Source organism: Kribbella catacumbae DSM 19601, assembly GCF_000372465.1.
Classification (GTDB): domain Bacteria; phylum Actinomycetota; class Actinomycetes; order Propionibacteriales; family Kribbellaceae; genus Kribbella; species Kribbella catacumbae.
The window spans coordinates 248,705-263,808 of record NZ_AQUZ01000007.1; the positions used below are offsets into that span (position 1 = coordinate 248,705).

A 15,104-nucleotide genomic window follows, 5' to 3' on the forward strand; every position below is an offset into this window, starting at 1 on the left:
CGCGTCGCCGGAGCGTGGCGACTTACGGTGAGCGCATGACCGGGAAAGCGGGACAGCCGAGCGGTGACAAGCGACTGAGTAGCCAGGTGCTGTGCCTGGTGGGGGCGCTTGCCCTCGGGCTTGTGGTGGCGGTGGTGGCTGGGCTGATCGGTACTTCGTCTACGAGGGCCGGTGCGCCCCGGACGACGAGTGCTGGGCATTGCTGGCCGGCCTCACGGTCGGTGTGATCGCCGGTGGGGTCGTCGCCGCGATCACCGTCGTCGCGCTGGCGGCGTACACGGGAGTCGGGGTGGCGTTCGGTGTGGGAGCCGCCATCGCGTTTCTGCTCGCCGCCAGCGCGCCGCTCGTCTGGTTCCAGGGCTGGGCTCCACTCCTGTACTTCGGGGCGGCGGTCGCCCTGGTCGGTGCGTTCGCGCTGAGCCAGTCAGCGGGCGGGTGGAAGCGGCCGAAGCCGGTCGCGATTCTGCTGGTGGTCGCCGTACTCGGGATCGCCGGCTACCCGGTGGGCAAGAAGCTCAACGACGTCCGCTACGCGCAGCACAGCATCGAGAGCCTGGTCGAGCGGCCGCTCCAACCCGAGCTGGCCGGGACGGACTTCTGGGACGTCGGGTACGGAACGACTGGGGTCGAGTACTCCGTCCTGGAGCCCGAGCGCAACGGCAGCCGGCTCGCCGCGGCGGCAGCGGAGTGCCAGTTCTGCGGCTGGCTCGCCTGAACTGTCCGGGATGTGGACAGTTTTGGGTCAAGGCAACCTAACCGGAGCCTCGCTCGTCAGTAAGGATGTTGGGGTGGCAGGCCGGGCGGGGTCGCCACCCCTCCATACTTCCCGGCCGACTGGCGCGGGCGTCCGGCGGAACCTCTCAGGGGCAGGTTCCGCCGGAAGTTTTTTGTGCCCACCTCCCGTTCATTCGCCCTCTTTTCACCCTCTTTGGACCTCCCGGCCGACCGCGGGCCGACCGGGAGGGTGAAAAGAGGGCGAATGAACGGGGGGCGGGGCTAGCCGAAGTTCCGGTCGATGGACTGCGATGGCGTCGGGCTCGGCTTGGTCTCGGCGACCCGCTTGTCGCTCGGGTGGGTGCCGGCCTCGATGCCCTTCAGGGTGCCGAGCAGTTCGAGCTCGGACAGCGTCACCCCGTCAGCCCCGGCCGCCGGAGTCATCACCAGCCGGTACTGCGTATAGGCCTTCGGCGCCGCGACGCTGAAGGACCTCGTGTACGCCGGAAGCGCCCACGCCTGGCCGCTCCGCTTGTCCACCTCGGTCCACGTCGTTCCGTCGTTCGACCCTTCGAGCGTCCACGCCGACGGCGCAGTACCGGTGTTTCCGCTGGTCAGCGTGTACATCGTGACCTGCCGGCCCTGCTGCAGGTCGACCGTGACCGTCGGTGTCGCGCCGGTCAGCGTGATCTGCTTCTTCGAGTCGTTGTCGGTCAGCGCGGACACGTCCACGCCGCCGGCCGCCGTGACGGCACCCTCGTCCTCGGTCGAGTCGCGCCAGGTCTTCGGGTCCTCGCCCGGCGTCGTGAGCGACGGCGGAGCGTCGTTGCGGCCGGTGCCCCAGCTGGACGGCTGGTCGGTCATGTCGAACTCGATCTTGCCGCCATTCGCGATCAGGTCGTGCGGCAGCGCGGTCGAGGTCCACTTCTTGCCGTTGACCTTGACGCCCTTCACGTACAGGTTCTTCGCGCTGTTCTTCGGCGCGCTGATGGTCAGCTTCTTGCCGCCGGCCAGCCGCACCGTCGCCTTGGTGAACAGCGGCGCCCCGATCGCGTACGACGGGGAGCCCACCTGCAGCGGGTAGAACCCGAGCATGCTGAACAGGTACCACGCGGACATCTCGCCGTTGTCCTCGTCGCCCGGGTAGCCCTGGCCGATCTCGGATCCCAGGTAGAGCCGGTTCAGGACCTCGCGCACCTTCTCCTGCGTCTTCGCCGGCTGGCCCGCGAAGGCGTACATGTAGGCGATGTGGTGCGACGGCTGGTTGCTGTGGCCGTACTGGCCCATCCGGACGTCGCGAGCCTCGAGCATCTCGTGGATCGTGCCGCCGTAGCCGCCGGTGTGCAAGGCGTCTTCCGGAGTACTGAAGAACTCGTCGAGCTTTTTCGCCAGACCTTCGCGGCCGCCGTACAGGGCGGCCAGGCCGGCGCCGTCCTGCGGGGCCGAGAACGCCATGTTCCAGGCGTTCGTCTCGGTGTAGTCGTGACCCCAGTCCATCGGGTGGAAGGTCGAGGGCGAGTTGCCCCAGACGCCGGCGGCGTCCTTGCCCTGGAAGAAGTTCAGCGCCGGGTCGAACAGCGTGACGTAGTTGCGCGCGCGGTTCAGGTAGTAGTCGTAGTTGTCGAGGTACTCCTGCTTGCGCGGGTCACTCTTCTTCGCCGCGTCGTACAGCGCCTTGGACATGTTGGCGATGCCGTAGTCGTTGATGTAGCCGTCCATCGACCAGCTGAAGCCCTCACCGGTGGTGTTGGCCGTGTAGCCGTTGAACACCGAGCGGTCGAGTCCCTTGCGGCCGACGTTGTCCGTCGGCGGGCGGGCGGCCGCGTTCTTGAGTGCCGCGTCGTACGCCGCCTGCACGTCGATGCCCTTGATCCCCTTGAGGTAGGCATCGGCGAACGCGACGTCCGAGCTGGTGCCGACCATCAGGTTGGCGTAGCCCGGCGAGGACCAGCGCGAGATCCAGCCGCCGTCCTTGTACTGCTGGACGAACCCGTTGACCAGATCGCCGGCGGTGTCCTGCGCGAACAGGCTGTACGCCGGCCAGACGGTCCGGTACGTGTCCCAGAACCCGTTGTTCACGTAGGTCTGGCCGGCCACGATCTTCGAGCCGGTCGTGGTTGGTGTGTCGGCGCCGACCTTGGGTGACGTCGGCGACGCGTAGGTGATCACCGGCTTCTTCGCCGTACCGGTGTTCTCGGAGCCGTTGTTCGGGTAGAGGAACAGCCGGTAGAGGTTCGAGTAGAGCGTGGTGAGCTGGTCGGTCGTCGCGCCCTCGACCTGGATCGTGCTGAGCTTGGCGTCCCAGGCTTCCTGGGCGGCGTTGCGGACCTTCTCGAACCGGCTGCCCTCGGCGAGCTCCAGTTCGAGGTTCTTCTTGGCCTGTGCCGTGCCGATCAGCGAGGTCGCGATCCGCAACTGGACCTGCTTCACCGACGGGTCGAAGGAGAAGTAGCCGCCGACGTTCGCGCCGCCACCGTTGGCGAGCTTGCCGCTGGCAACCACTTTCTGGTCGACCACGCCGTACACGAACAACCGGCCGGCGCCGGTGGACAGACCGCTCTTGACGTCGCTGTAGCCGGTGACCACGCCGGTCTCGGGGTCGAGCGTCAGGCCGCCGAGGTTGCTGGTGTTGTCGAACACCAGCGACGCCTTGCCGGCCGGGAAGGAGAACCGCAGCATCGCCGCGTGGTCGGTCGGAGTCAGCTCGACCGCGTTGCCGTTGTCGAAGGTGACGCCGTAGTAGTACGGCCGGGCGATCTCGTTGTCATGGCTGAACGCCATGGCTCGCGCCTTGCGGTTGGCGGTCGGCGTGTCGGCGGTCGACGGCATCACCTGGAAGGTCTGCCGGTCACCCATCCACGGGCTCGGCTCGTGGCTGATCGAGAACGCCTGGATCTCGGGTTTGTTCTGGTCGTTGTTGCCCTTGGCGTAGTCGTACAGCCAGGAGATCGAGCCGGCGTTCGTGACCGGCGTCCAGAAGTTGAAGCCGTGCGGGACGGCGGTCGCGGGGAAGTTGTTACCCCGGGAGAAGCCGCCGGTGGAGTTCGTGCCGCGGGTGGTGATGGCCAGGTCAGACGGGTGATGCCGGGCGGTCTTCTGCGCGGCGGCGTCCGAACTGGTCGCCTTGCTGATCCGGAGGTCGTCGATCCAGCCGCGGAAGTCGGCCGGGCCGGTCGGCTTGTCATAGCCGACCAGGATCCGCGTGACCGTCTTGCCGGCCGCGACCTTGCCCAGGTCGGCCTCGATGTTGTTCCACTGGTTCGTGGACAGTCCCTTGGCATCACCCTGGCCGCGCGGGCTGAGCTCGAAGCCGTGGTGGTCCTTGGCTTTGAGATCGCTCAGGTAGGTGCCGTCGGAGAACGCCAGGTCCACGGCCGCGAAGGTGCTCGGGTAGCTCAGGTCGCCCTCGACGTGCTCGGGGAAGATCTTGTACGCCAGTTGGGTGTCCTCGCCGATCGTCAGGTCCACGTCGGCGATCTTGTTCCAGGTGTAGCCCCGGCCCTCGGCGGTCTGGTGGCCGGCGTACCGGAAGCTCTTGACGCCGGTGAAGCCGGTCCGGGCGCGGGCGTTGTAGGCGCTGGTCGGGCCGGAGTCGAGGCGCGACTCGGCGACCTCACCGGGTGGCGGCAGCGGGGCACCGTTGGACAGGTACCAGTCGGCGAGCTGGACGATGTTCTCGCCGTGGTTCAGCGTGACGTCGAACTTGAAGAACTTGTACGCCGTGGAGTTGGTGAAGCTGTACTCCTTGGTCTGGAACCGGGTGGCGAAGTCCTCGCCCGTCCGGGTGTCCAGTGTGGTCCAGGTGGTGCCGTCGGTCGAACCGGACACGGTCCAGTTCTTCGGGTCGCGGCCGTCGGCGTCGTTGGCCGAGGTGAGCGCGTACTTGCGGATCACCACCGGCGCCGACGTCTCGTAGACCAGCCAGCCGGTCGGCTGGAACACCAGCCACTTGGTGAACTTGTCCCCGTCGGCGGCGTTCGTGGCGATCTCACCGCCACCGGTGTTCTCGCCGTTCGCGGTCACCTTGACGACCTTGTCCATCTCGCTGCCGCCGATGCCGGTCGGCGTCGGTCCGCGGACGCCGTCGGTCCGCGGCTTCCCGTCCGGGCCGGTCTCGACCGCGTCGGTGTACCCGGGCTGCGGCTGGCCCGGCTCGAAGGAGGTGAAGAAGCTGGAACCGGCGACGGCCGGCTGTGCTTCGGCGGCCGGACTCGCGGCGGAGGCGGCGCTGGCGTTAGTCGATGAGGACATAGCAGTCATTGTCACAACAAGACCGAGAGACGTGACGAGCCCCAATGGGCGGCGGAGATCCATCTACGCTCCTTGCACGGCAAGACCGGCGTACGGCGGTCGCCGCGTGCCGGAGATTTACGCGGCCCCGATGACAAGGTTGTCAGCCCGCGTCCGGGGTGATCCTGCCCATCATGATCACCCCTGGTCAAGGGTTCATCGCTGACCGTTCGCAAGTGGCGCCCGGTTGTTCGCTCAGCGGTAGGTTGCTGGGTATGGATGGATTCGGGGACAGAGTGCTCGTGACCGGCGCGGCCGGCTTCATCGGGCGGGCCGTGGTGGCTGCCTTACGGAAGCGCGGGCTGCCGGTGACGGCGGTGGACCGGGAGCCGCCCGACCCGTCCTGGGACGATGAGGTCACCGCGATCACCGGCGAGCTGTCCGAGCAGGAGGTCTGCATCGCGGCCTTCGAGACCCGGCCGCGGGCGGTGGTGCACCTGGCGGCGCTGACGTCGGTACTGCGCTCCGTCGACGCCCCGATGCGAACCTTCGCCGAGAACGTCACGATCACCCAGGTACTGCTCGAGTTGTCGCGTGGCAGCGGCGTGGACAGCTTCATCCTGGCGTCCACCAACGCCGTGGTCGGCGATGTCGGCACCGAGACGATCACCACCGAGCGGCCGCTCCACCCGCTCACGCCGTACGGCGCGACGAAGGCCGCGGGCGAGATGCTGCTGTCGGCGTACTCCGGCAGCTACGGCCTGGCGACGGCTGCGCTGCGGTTCACCAACGTGTACGGCCCGGGCATGTCGCACAAGGACAGCTTCGTGCCGCGGATGATGCGTGCCGCGCTCAGTGGCACCGGCGTAAGCGTGTACGGCGACGGCAAGCAGCGCCGCGACCTCGTGTACGTCGATGACGTGGTGGCCGCCGTACTGCTCGCACTCGACACCCGCTTCGACGGCCGGGCCATCATCGGCTCGGGCAACTCGGTTTCGGTGCTGGACCTGGTCGAGACCGTGCGCGCGGTGACAGGCGCCGCAGTACCGGCTGAGCATGTGGAGGCGCCGGCCGGGGAGATGCCGGCGGTAGTGGTCGACGTGTCTGCCAGCGCGGAGACGCTCGGCTACCGGCCGACGGTGTCACTGGAGGATGGCTTGGCGCGGACGTGGCAGTACTTCCAAGCTCAGTGAGGCGGTCCCTCCGGACGCACTGGTTGCTCGCCATCTTCCTGGTGGCGGGTCTGGTACTACGTGTGCTGGCGACAGTCGCCTACCGCCCAGCCATCATCTACACCGACTCGGTGCAGTACCTGAAGAACATGGAGGAGCTGAAGCCGGACCAGCTCAACCCGATCGGCTACGACTTCGTACTGCGACCACTGGTCGACCTCGGCGGTCTCACCGGCGTAGTGATCGTCCAGCACCTTGCGGGGCTCGCTCTGGGCGTCGCCATCTACGCACTGGCCCGCAGGCTCACCGTCTACAGGTGGCTGGCGGCTCTGGCGGCCGCGCCGATCCTGCTCGACGCCTACCAGGTGCAGATCGAGCAGAACATCATGGCGGAGACCACCTTCGACGTACTGCTCGTTGCGGTCCTCTGGACTTTGCTCGGCTGGGGCAAGCCGGGCTGGAAGCGTGCCTTGCTGGCCGGGCTGCTCCTGGGCGCCGCGTTCGCAGTACGCACGATCGGTGTCACCCTGGTCGCCGCACTGGTCCTCTACCTCGTCGTTGCCTTGCGCCACCACCGGCTCGTACTGCGAACCGCTGCCGCGCTAGCCGGCTTCGCTCTGGTCTTCGGCGCGTACGTCGGCAACGTCCACAGCGAGACGGGCAAGTGGGCCATCTCAGGCGCGGAGAACCAGGTCCTGTACGGCCGGACCGCCGTGGTCGCCGACTGCGCGAAGCTGCCGCTCAACGACGGCACCAGGCTGTTCTGCCCGAAGGAGCCGCTCGGCCAGCGCCTGGGCGTCGACAAGTACGCGCACAACCACTACGGCGACCCGAACTGGCCGGGCCCGTTGCCACCCGGTACTACCAAGCAGCAGTTGGCGCAGGAGTTCAGCACCTTGGTGATCCGGCATCAGCCGTTCGATGTCGCCTGGGCCGTGGTCAAGGACTTCCTGAAAGGCTTCGCGCCTACCCGGACCACCTCGCCGGACGACGTACCGCTGGAGCGGTGGCAGTTCCAGCTGACCTACCCGAACCTGGACGACCCGGACACGACCAAGGCCGCCCAGACCTGGGGTGGAACCGCTCCACACGTCAACCACGACCCAGCCGCCGTACTGCGGGCCTACCAGCTCAACGGCGGCTACACGAGTGGTCTGGTGCTCGGGGTCGCAGTACTGATCGCACTGGCCGCAGTAGCCGGTCTCGGGCGAGCAAAGCGATCCGGGCTCCGTTCGGCGGCTCTACTGCCCGCTGCAGGCGGTCTGATCCTGTTGCTGGGGTCTGCTGCCTTTGAGTTCTCGTGGCGGTACCAGCTGCCGGGGCTAGTGCTCTTCCCGCTGGCAGGGGCGATTGGCTTGCGGGCCCTGCTGGGCAAGGACCAGGGCCGGCCGGCGATGGCGAGCTACCCGGACCAGACCGACTCCGAGGCGCTCGACGACTTCCGCGAGCGGCACGGTGAGCCGGCATTCGCTCCGCTGGTCGTGGTGATTGCCGCCTACAACGAAGCGGGCGGCATCGGCCCGGTGCTGGCGAACATGCCGAAGACGTGCGCCGGGTTGCCGGTCGACGTACTGGTCGTCGTGGATGGCGCCGAGGACAACACGGCCGAGATCGCCGTAGCGGAGGGCGCCTATGTCTGTGTTGCCCCACGCAACCGTGGGCAAGGCGCTGCGCTCCGGCTCGGCTATCACCTTGCAGGGCAGGGCGGAGCGGAGTACGTCGCCACTACTGACGCGGACGGGCAGTACGACAACGACGAGCTCGACGTGCTGTTGCAGCCGATCCTGGAGGGCAGGGCCGACTTCGTCACGGGCTCACGCCGCCTGGGTGAGGAGGACGCGGACAGCAGACTGCGGTGGCTTGGGGTGCGCGTATTCGCTGCTCTGGCGTCGATCCTGACCCGCCGCCATCTGACCGACACGTCCTTCGGGTTCCGCGCGATGCGAGTAGCGCTTGCCTGCAAGGTGACGCTGCGCGAGCCGCAGTACCAGTCGTCTGAGCTGCTGCTCGGAGTACTGGCCAGTGGGGCTCGCGTGGTCGAGTTGCCGATGACCATGCGCCGTAGGGGAGACGGGACCAGCAAGAAGGGACCGGGACTCGTGTACGGCGCCAACTACGCGCGGGTGATGATCACTACTTGGTGGCGGGAGTACGTGCCACGCACAAGACCGTTTGGCCGAAAGGAACGCGCACCCGGTGCTCCACCGCCCGCGTGACCGGTACGACGAATCGGTCGTAGATCGCGACCAGCTTCGGGTTGGGTGCAGTGCTCCCACCACGACGAACAGCTGCCCACCAAGCGATCCCGCCCAACAGGTTGACCGGCTTCGCGATCTCCACCTGCAGCCCGGCCCGGAGTACTGCGTCGCTGACGGTGGCCGGAGTGTAGCGGCGGAAATGCCCGACGCGACGGTCGAACTCGCCGTACAGCTGCTGATAGCCAGGCACCCACAACACGATGCTGCCGCCGGAGACGACGAGTTTCGCCAACCCGGCAAGGGCAGCGGCATCGTCCTCGAGGTGTTCCAGCACGTTGATCGCGATCACCGACTCGACCGGCTCGGCCAGCGAGAACTCCTTGCCGAGGGCAAACTGTCGCGCCTCGACCTCGGGACGGTCGCTGAAACGCTTGTCCAGCAGGGCGACCGCGCCCGGATCCGCGTCGGTCAGGACCAAACGGTCCAGACCAGTGAAGCCGGCGGCGAACTCGCCGAGCCCCGCGCCGACTTCGAGCACGGAGCGTCCGCAGTACGGTGCGATCAGTTCCCTTTGATAGCGGCGATAGCGCGGTTGATCGGCGCCACCCTGCTCGAGCGTGCGGCCGGTGGCGTTGCTGAAGGCTCCGTCATGTTCTTGCATCCAGCCCATTCTGCAACCCCTGCACCAGTCGCCTCGGGTGTGGGCTGATTCATAGGAAATTGCCAGCTGGTACCCAGGTGTTTTCGGTAACAGGTGGGTACACAGGACAGACAAAGGCAACATTTCCTTCCGGAGGGTGGTCGGTCCGTGCGCGTTCTCGTCCTGGGTGGTGACGGTTACCTGGGGTGGCCGACAGCACTGCATCTGTCCGACAGTGGACATCAGACAGCGGTGCTCGACAACTTCGCGCGGCGAGGTTACGACCGAGAACTCGGTGTCGACAGCCTGGTCCCGATCGAAGATCTCGACACCCGGGTGGCCGCCTGGCAAGAGGTCTCGGGGCAACAGTTCACGGCGTACACGGGCGACCTGTGTGACGCCGACTTCGTCTACCACGTGCTGCGCGAGTTCCAGCCCGAGGCGATCGTGCACTTCGCCGAGCAGCGCGCAGCGCCGTACTCGATGATCGATCGGCAGCACGCCGTCTACACGCAGCAGAACAACGTGATCGGCACGCTCAACCTGATGTACGCCGTCGCCGAGCTCAACCCGGACATCCACCTGGTCAAGCTGGGCACGATGGGCGAGTACGGCACGCCCAACATCGACATCGAGGAGGGCTGGCTGGAGATCGAGCACCACGGCCGCAAGGACCGGGTGCTCTACCCGAAGAAGCCGGGCTCGTTCTACCACCTGAGCAAGGTGCACGACTCGCACAACCTGGAGTTCGGCTGCCGGGTCTGGGGTCTGCGCGTCACCGACCTCAACCAGGGCGTGGTCTACGGCCAGCAGACGCCGCAGACCGTGCGGGACCCGCGACTGGCGACGCGGCTCGACTACGACGCGGTGTTCGGCACTGTGCTGAATCGCTTCGTCATCCAGGCCGTGCTCGGTGAGCCGCTGACCGTCTACGGCACGGGCGGGCAGACCCGCGGCCTGCTGGACGTCCGTGACACCGTCGAATGCATCCGGCTCGCGGTCGAGAATCCCGCGGACGCGGGGGAGTTCCGCGTCTTCAACCAGATGACGGAGAGCCACTCGGTCAGCGAGATCGCCGCCTTGGTCGCCGAGTGCTTCCCCGGCCCGGTCCAGATCGATCACCTGGAGAACCCGCGGGTCGAGCAGCCGGAGCACTACTACCACGTGAAGCACACCGGCCTGGTCGACCTCGGTCTGCAGCCGCACCTGCTCTCGGACACGCTGATCGAGTCGATGTTCGACATCGTGGCCGAACACAAGGACCGGGTGAACCTGGCAGCCCTGCTCCCGACCGTCAGTTGGCGCAGCCGCCAGCAAACCAGCTGACCTCGTACTCCGACTAGGTCGCTTAGTACTACAGCCGGGAGTTCGTGACGCTGGGCGGTCCGGGCTTGCCGCCAGCATCACGAACTCCGGCTGCTGTACGAGGCGTCCTACGACCGTTGCCTTGAGCTCCGGTCTCGCTGACGCGACAGGGGCTCTGGAGTCAGGGGATGTAGACGCCGTTGAACCACTGCCCGCTGGCGTCGTCGGAATAGACGTCGACGTTGAAGTTGTAGTTCCCGTGCTTTCCTTCCCACAGGTATCCGGGCAATCCCGAGGTTGCATTGGCGTCGCAGATCACGTCGTCGGTGCAGAGCGTCAGGGTGGGAATGTCGCCGAAGAAGTTGTCGGCGCCGGCGAGTGGGGCACCCACGACCGGGGCCACCAGCGGGTGCGCCGCGGCGCCCGCGGAGCCAGGACCTGCGGCCCGCTTGGGATCGGCGATCAGGACCGCGTTCACGTTGTCGATGGTCGGCCAGTTCTCGGTGACCCAGGTGTGAACCACCGCGGCGCCGAGTGAGAACCCGACCGCCTTGACGTGCTGATCCGGGCACGCGTTGCGCTGATCGCGGATCAGCCGATTCAGTTCGTTGACACCTTGCCGGGCGTTGTGGCCGATGGGTTGGGCCGGGTACCCGACGCGCTGGCTGATGTTTCCCTGCCAGTACGGGGCGTTGGAGTCGTTGTCCCCGGTGCCGCCAACCACAATCGTGTAGGTACCTTCACATCCAGCCGCCTGCGCCGCAGGTGCTGCCACGACATAGCCGCCTGCCGCCGCGAGCAGAAGACCGGCCAACAGGGCCGCAGATTTCTTCATTGAGTTCTCCCGAGTGATAACGCAAATGCTTCCCCCGCGCGATCTGCTGAACGCACCGGGGCGAAGGTATCAACGACCGATCAAGTCCTGGTCGAACGAGGAGATCCGGCCTCTTCCTGGCCGGATGCGGCCGTCACTCCAGAAACGGGTCGGAGAGCCTGATGTCAGCGGGTGCCGGCGACCAGCAGGATCGGTGCCACGGCGAGGAAGCGATCGCGGTGGCCGCGATCGGCCTGTTCGGCGAGCCAGCCGTCGGCGTCGGCGCGGGTGATCAGCGCCTTCTCGACCGCCGCCGACGCCGCGCCCTCCAACTGCTTGGCCAGTTGCCGATGATCGGTGATCACCTCGGTGTGGACGACGACCTCGACATCGTGAAATCCGGAGTCGAGCAGGAGATCACGGAAACCGCGGGCGGCTCGCGGTGACACCGACCGCGACTCCAGGCCCAGCTCGATCACATCCGTCAGGTCCTGGTCATCGCTGTCGAGCATCAGGAAGCCGTAGTCCTGGCCGACCAGCACGATCCGGCCATCCGGCCGCAGTACGCGCCAAGCCTCGGCGATCGTCGGGCGCGGGTCGGGGAGCAGATGGAACAGCCGAGCGGCGCGGTAGCCGTCGACCGACTCGTCCTCGAGCGGCAGCTGGCCGGAATGTGTCACGTGAAACACGGCATCCGGCGTACGGGATCTGGCCGTGGCGATCGCGGCGGGGTCGGGGTCCACGCCGATCGTCTTGATCTGCGCCCGGCTCAGCTCGCCGACCGCATGCCCCGCACCGCAGGCCACGTCGACGCAGGTGTCACCCGGTGCGAGGTCGAGCAACCGGTACGACTCGGCCCGCAACGCCAGCGCGCCCGTGGTCTGTTCGATCCGATCCAGGAATGTCAGTTCACCCATACTGACCACCGTGCAACTTCAGGTGCACCTGAAGTCAAGAACACCGACCTGTACGGCGGTCACCCCGCTCGGTGACCGCCAAAAACCTTAGTCCATCGACACCTTGTCGACGACTGTGGTGGTGAAGCGGACGTCGACGCCGACCTCGTCGCCGACGGCCGGTGGGGCCACCGAGGAGGGCAGGAAGAGCATGCTGGCCTGCATGTGCGGCGGCTCGGCGAACCAGCGTTGCTTGCCCTCGATGGTGAACGGCGACAGCGCCATCCCGGCGGCGTCCAGGCTGCCCTTGGCCATCGCGATCGCGCGTTGCCGGACAGTGGCCGCCGCGGTCGGGGCTTCCAGGCCGACTCCGTGCGCAGTACCGCCGGAGACCACCAGGATGTGGCCGTCGCCGGCGACCCGGCGCTGGCGGTAGCCGACGCGCTCGCCGCGGCGGACGGAATGGACGTCCAGGACCGTCGCGCGGACGTCGAAGGCGCCGCGGTCACCGAGCCACAGGCCGGTCCCCATCCGGAGCTTCACGTTGTCGCCGATGTCCGCGAGCTTCTGGGCCGGGACGTGCGACACCCACAGCGGTCCGTTGCGGACCGCCCGGGCGGCGCGGCCGAGCTCCTGAGCCTCCCGGAGATTCGCTGACGTACCGCCCGCGCCCATCGGGAAGTGCAGCGACCAGCCCTCGAACTTGATCCGGTCCAGCGCGTTCAGCAGCATCGTGTGCCGCAGCTCGCGGGCGCCGATACCGTGCCGGCGCATCGAGGTCTGCACCTCGATCAGCACCCGGCTGCCGGCCGGGATCGAGACCAGGTCGGCGAGCCGGCTGACCGTGTGGATGACGTTCTTGCCCTGCGGGATCTCCAGGAAGGGCCGCCACGGCGACAGCACCACGATGTCGTCCTTGAAGTCCGGCGGGACCTCGGTGTACGTGCCGACCGCGACCGTCCGCGCGCCGAGCGCGCGGGACTCGGCCAGCAGCCGGGTGTTGCCGACGCCGTACCCGTTGCCCTTGGCGACCGGGATGATGTCGGGGTTCCACGTGGAACGTAAATGGTCGCGCCATCGATCGGAATCGATGTGCAGGATCAGGGGCATGTTGTCATCGCCGTCTCATGTAGAGGTCGAATGCGGTGTAGAGCGCCTTGTTCAACGGCAGATCCCACTCACCGACGTACTCGACGGCTTCGCCGCCGGTGCCGACCTTGAACTGGATCAACCCGACGTGCGGGTCGTTCGCGTCCAAGGTGTCGGTGATGCCCCGTAGGTCGTACACGGACGCGCCCGCGGCGAGGGCGTCCGACATCATCCGCCACTGGATCGCGTTCGATCCGCGGACGTCTCGCTTGGCGGTCGAGCTGGCACCGTAGGAGTACCAGGAGTGACCGCCCACCCGGACCCAGATCGTCGAAGCGACCAGGTCGCCCTCGTGATGGGCGTTGTAGACCCGGAAGTCACAGCAGTCGGCGGGCTGGTGTGCCATCGCCTCGTACATCTTGACGAAGTACGGCAGCGGTCGCGGGGTGAAGTGGTCTCGCTCGGCCGTCTCGAGGTACAGCGCGTGGAAGGCCTTCAGATCCTCGATCGTGCCCTGGCTGACCTCGACGCCGAGCTTGGCCGACTTCTTGATGTTGCGGCGCCACTGCTGGTTCATCCCGGTCAGCAGGTCGTCCTCGGTCCGGCCGGCCAGCGGCACCTGGAAGACGAATTGCGGCTGTCCCGCGGCGAAGCCCTCGCCGACTCGCGGCGGCTTCCAGCCGAGCGCGCGCAGCTGGGCCGACACGGTCGCGCCGGACGGCTCGATCACGTCCGGCCGGACGTCGCCGAGCTTGGGCTGCTGCCCGCTGGCGATCGCGTCCTTGATCGTCTTCGCCGTCCAGCGCCGGGTCGGCACCGGCGGACCCATCCGCAGCCCGAACGCGCCCTGCTCCTGGGTGTGCGCCGCCAGCGGCCGCAGGTAGCGGCCGAGGTCGATCGCGTCCCAGTCGATCACCGGCCCCTCAGGCAGGTAGGCGAGGTACCGCTTGACCTTCGGCATCTGCCGGTAGAGCACCAGCGCGACGCCGGCCAGATCGTTCGGAGCGGCCGGATCGAACCAGCCCAGTGACTCGGCCTTCCACTCGCTCTTCACCGCCGCCCAGCCCGGGGTCTGCAGGAAGCTCGCCGACGGCTGCGCCGCGAGGTAGGCGGCGTGCTGCTCGGCGGAGATGGTCCGGATGCTCAAGTCACTCACGGTCGGTCAGGTTACCGGCCCGCGGCGCCAGACCGTAGCCGAGCCGGGGTGCCCAACCGCTCAGCGGAACCAAACTACGACCCGGGTACGACGGTGCGGGACGCTCGTACGACCCCGGTACTACCGATCCTGATCCGTCTTCCGGCTGCGCCAGGACCAGCCGGGGGTGGCCCGGTCGGCTAGGTTCGTGATCCACGTCGGCACGCAGCGAGAGGGGGAGTGGGATGAACGCGCCCGCTGACCGTCCGCTGCGAGCGGATGCCCAGCGCAACCGCGATCTGCTCCTGGATGCCGCCGCCAAGGCGTTCACGAAGTGCGGCCTCGACGCGACGCTGGAGGGCATCGCCAAGAACGCCGGCGTCGGGATCGGCACGCTGTACCGGCACTTCCCGACCCGCGAGGCGCTGGTCGAGGCGGTCTACCGCAACGAGCTCGCCGCCGTCTGCGCCGCCGCCCCCGAGCTGCTCGCCGCGATGCCTCCGGCCGAGGCGACCAGGGCCTGGATGGACCGCTTCATCGACTTCATGACCCGCAAGATCGGGATGGCCGACGCGCTCCGGGCACTGATCGCCTCCGGCGCGGATCCGTACGCGCACAGCTTCGAGCTGCTCGTCGGCGCGATCCGGCCATTGCTGGCGGCCAGCGCCGCGGCAGGCGAGATCCGCTCGGACGTCGCGGCCGACGACATTCTGAAGGCCCTGAGCGGAGTCGCCCTGGCCGCCAGCGCCAACCGCGAGCAGGCCGGCCGCCTCCTCGACCTGCTGATGGACGGCCTGCGCTACCGCGCCTGAAGCCCAATTCACTAGCTTATTGGATGACGGGCTGGCGCTCTACAGAGCCTGTTGGGAAATGGGTCTGGGGTTCGCGTTGTGTCCCGACCGACAGGAAGT

The 15,104-nt window shown here is 67.6% G+C and carries 11 protein-coding genes; 5 read left to right on the forward strand and 6 right to left on the reverse strand.

All coding sequences use genetic code 11. The annotated features are described in order from the left end of the window. The first annotated feature begins 91 nt into the window (after window positions 1-91). Entirely contained in the window at window positions 92-715 is a 624-nt protein-coding gene (locus A3ES_RS0110705; protein ID WP_157630434.1) for a hypothetical protein, read from the forward strand. A gap of 281 nt (window positions 716-996) precedes the next feature. Here A3ES_RS0110705 and A3ES_RS0110710 read toward each other — a convergent pair whose 3' ends face one another. Continuing rightward, a complete protein-coding gene (locus A3ES_RS0110710; RefSeq protein WP_020386802.1) occupies window positions 997-4,965 on the reverse strand; it encodes a GH92 family glycosyl hydrolase in 3,969 nt (1,322 codons plus the stop codon). 254 nt (window positions 4,966-5,219) lie between these two features. Between A3ES_RS0110710 and A3ES_RS0110715 the strand changes: the two genes are divergently transcribed. Both A3ES_RS0110715 and A3ES_RS0110720 read left to right on the forward strand, forming a co-directional pair. After that, window positions 5,220-6,137 carry an NAD-dependent epimerase/dehydratase family protein gene (locus A3ES_RS0110715; protein ID WP_040454389.1) on the forward strand — a complete coding sequence of 306 codons (918 nt, stop codon included), beginning with the start codon at window positions 5,220-5,222 and terminating at the stop codon, window positions 6,135-6,137. Further along, on the forward strand, window positions 6,134-8,332 hold the full coding sequence (locus A3ES_RS0110720) for a glycosyltransferase family 2 protein (RefSeq protein WP_020386804.1): 2,199 nt from the start codon (window positions 6,134-6,136) through the stop codon (window positions 8,330-8,332). Before A3ES_RS0110715 ends, A3ES_RS0110720 begins: the two co-directional genes overlap by 4 nt. Here the strand turns inward: A3ES_RS0110720 and A3ES_RS0110725 are convergent. After that, window positions 8,250-8,975: a methyltransferase gene (locus A3ES_RS0110725; protein ID WP_026162748.1), complete on the reverse strand. Its 726-nt coding sequence runs from the start codon at window positions 8,973-8,975 to the stop codon at window positions 8,250-8,252. The two genes, A3ES_RS0110720 and A3ES_RS0110725, sit on opposite strands and share 83 nt — an antisense overlap. Before the next feature lie 147 nt (window positions 8,976-9,122). Here A3ES_RS0110725 and A3ES_RS0110730 point away from each other — a divergent pair, with 147 nt between their 5' ends. Continuing rightward, complete coding sequence (locus A3ES_RS0110730; protein WP_020386806.1) at window positions 9,123-10,280, forward strand: NAD-dependent epimerase/dehydratase family protein; 1,158 nt, start codon at window positions 9,123-9,125, stop codon at window positions 10,278-10,280. Window positions 10,281-10,440: 160 nt separating this feature from the next. Here the strand turns inward: A3ES_RS0110730 and A3ES_RS46835 are convergent, their stop codons facing one another. The 4 genes from A3ES_RS46835 to A3ES_RS0110750 all read right to left on the reverse strand — a co-directional run bounded on the left by A3ES_RS46835 (window position 10,441) and on the right by A3ES_RS0110750 (window position 14,214). After that, window positions 10,441-11,094, reverse strand: coding sequence for a cutinase family protein (locus A3ES_RS46835; RefSeq protein ID WP_020386807.1), 654 nt, complete (start codon window positions 11,092-11,094; stop codon window positions 10,441-10,443). A gap of 164 nt (window positions 11,095-11,258) precedes the next feature. Then, window positions 11,259-11,990 (reverse strand): methyltransferase domain-containing protein, encoded by a 732-nt coding sequence (locus A3ES_RS0110740; protein WP_020386808.1) that lies wholly within the window; start codon window positions 11,988-11,990, stop codon window positions 11,259-11,261. Between the two features lie 87 nt (window positions 11,991-12,077). Continuing rightward, entirely contained in the window at window positions 12,078-13,079 is a 1,002-nt protein-coding gene (locus A3ES_RS0110745; protein ID WP_020386809.1) for an alanine racemase, read from the reverse strand. Window positions 13,080-13,083: 4 nt separating this feature from the next. Continuing rightward, window positions 13,084-14,214, reverse strand: a complete 1,131-nt coding sequence (locus A3ES_RS0110750; RefSeq protein ID WP_020386810.1) for a lipid II:glycine glycyltransferase FemX — start codon at window positions 14,212-14,214, stop codon at window positions 13,084-13,086. 224 nt (window positions 14,215-14,438) lie between these two features. Between A3ES_RS0110750 and A3ES_RS0110755 the strand changes: the two genes are divergently transcribed. After that, window positions 14,439-15,005, forward strand: a complete 567-nt coding sequence (locus tag A3ES_RS0110755) for a TetR/AcrR family transcriptional regulator (protein WP_020386811.1) — start codon at window positions 14,439-14,441, stop codon at window positions 15,003-15,005. Window positions 15,006-15,104: the final 99 nt, after the last annotated feature.

Excerpts from the sequence above, each read along its gene's own strand:
- A3ES_RS0110710 (WP_020386802.1), bottom strand. The coding sequence starts at position 4,965 with ATGTCCTCATCGACTAACGCCAGCGCCGCCTCCGCCGCGAGTCCGGCC.
- A3ES_RS0110715 (WP_040454389.1), top strand. The coding sequence starts at position 5,220 with ATGGATGGATTCGGGGACAGAGTGCTCGTGACCGGCGCGGCCGGCTTC.
- A3ES_RS0110725 (WP_026162748.1), bottom strand. The coding sequence starts at position 8,975 with ATGCAAGAACATGACGGAGCCTTCAGCAACGCCACCGGCCGCACGCTC.
- A3ES_RS46835 (WP_020386807.1), bottom strand. The coding sequence starts at position 11,094 with ATGAAGAAATCTGCGGCCCTGTTGGCCGGTCTTCTGCTCGCGGCGGCA.
- A3ES_RS0110740 (WP_020386808.1), bottom strand. The coding sequence starts at position 11,990 with ATGGGTGAACTGACATTCCTGGATCGGATCGAACAGACCACGGGCGCG.
- A3ES_RS0110745 (WP_020386809.1), bottom strand. The coding sequence starts at position 13,079 with ATGCCCCTGATCCTGCACATCGATTCCGATCGATGGCGCGACCATTTA.
- A3ES_RS0110755 (WP_020386811.1), top strand. The coding sequence starts at position 14,439 with ATGAACGCGCCCGCTGACCGTCCGCTGCGAGCGGATGCCCAGCGCAAC.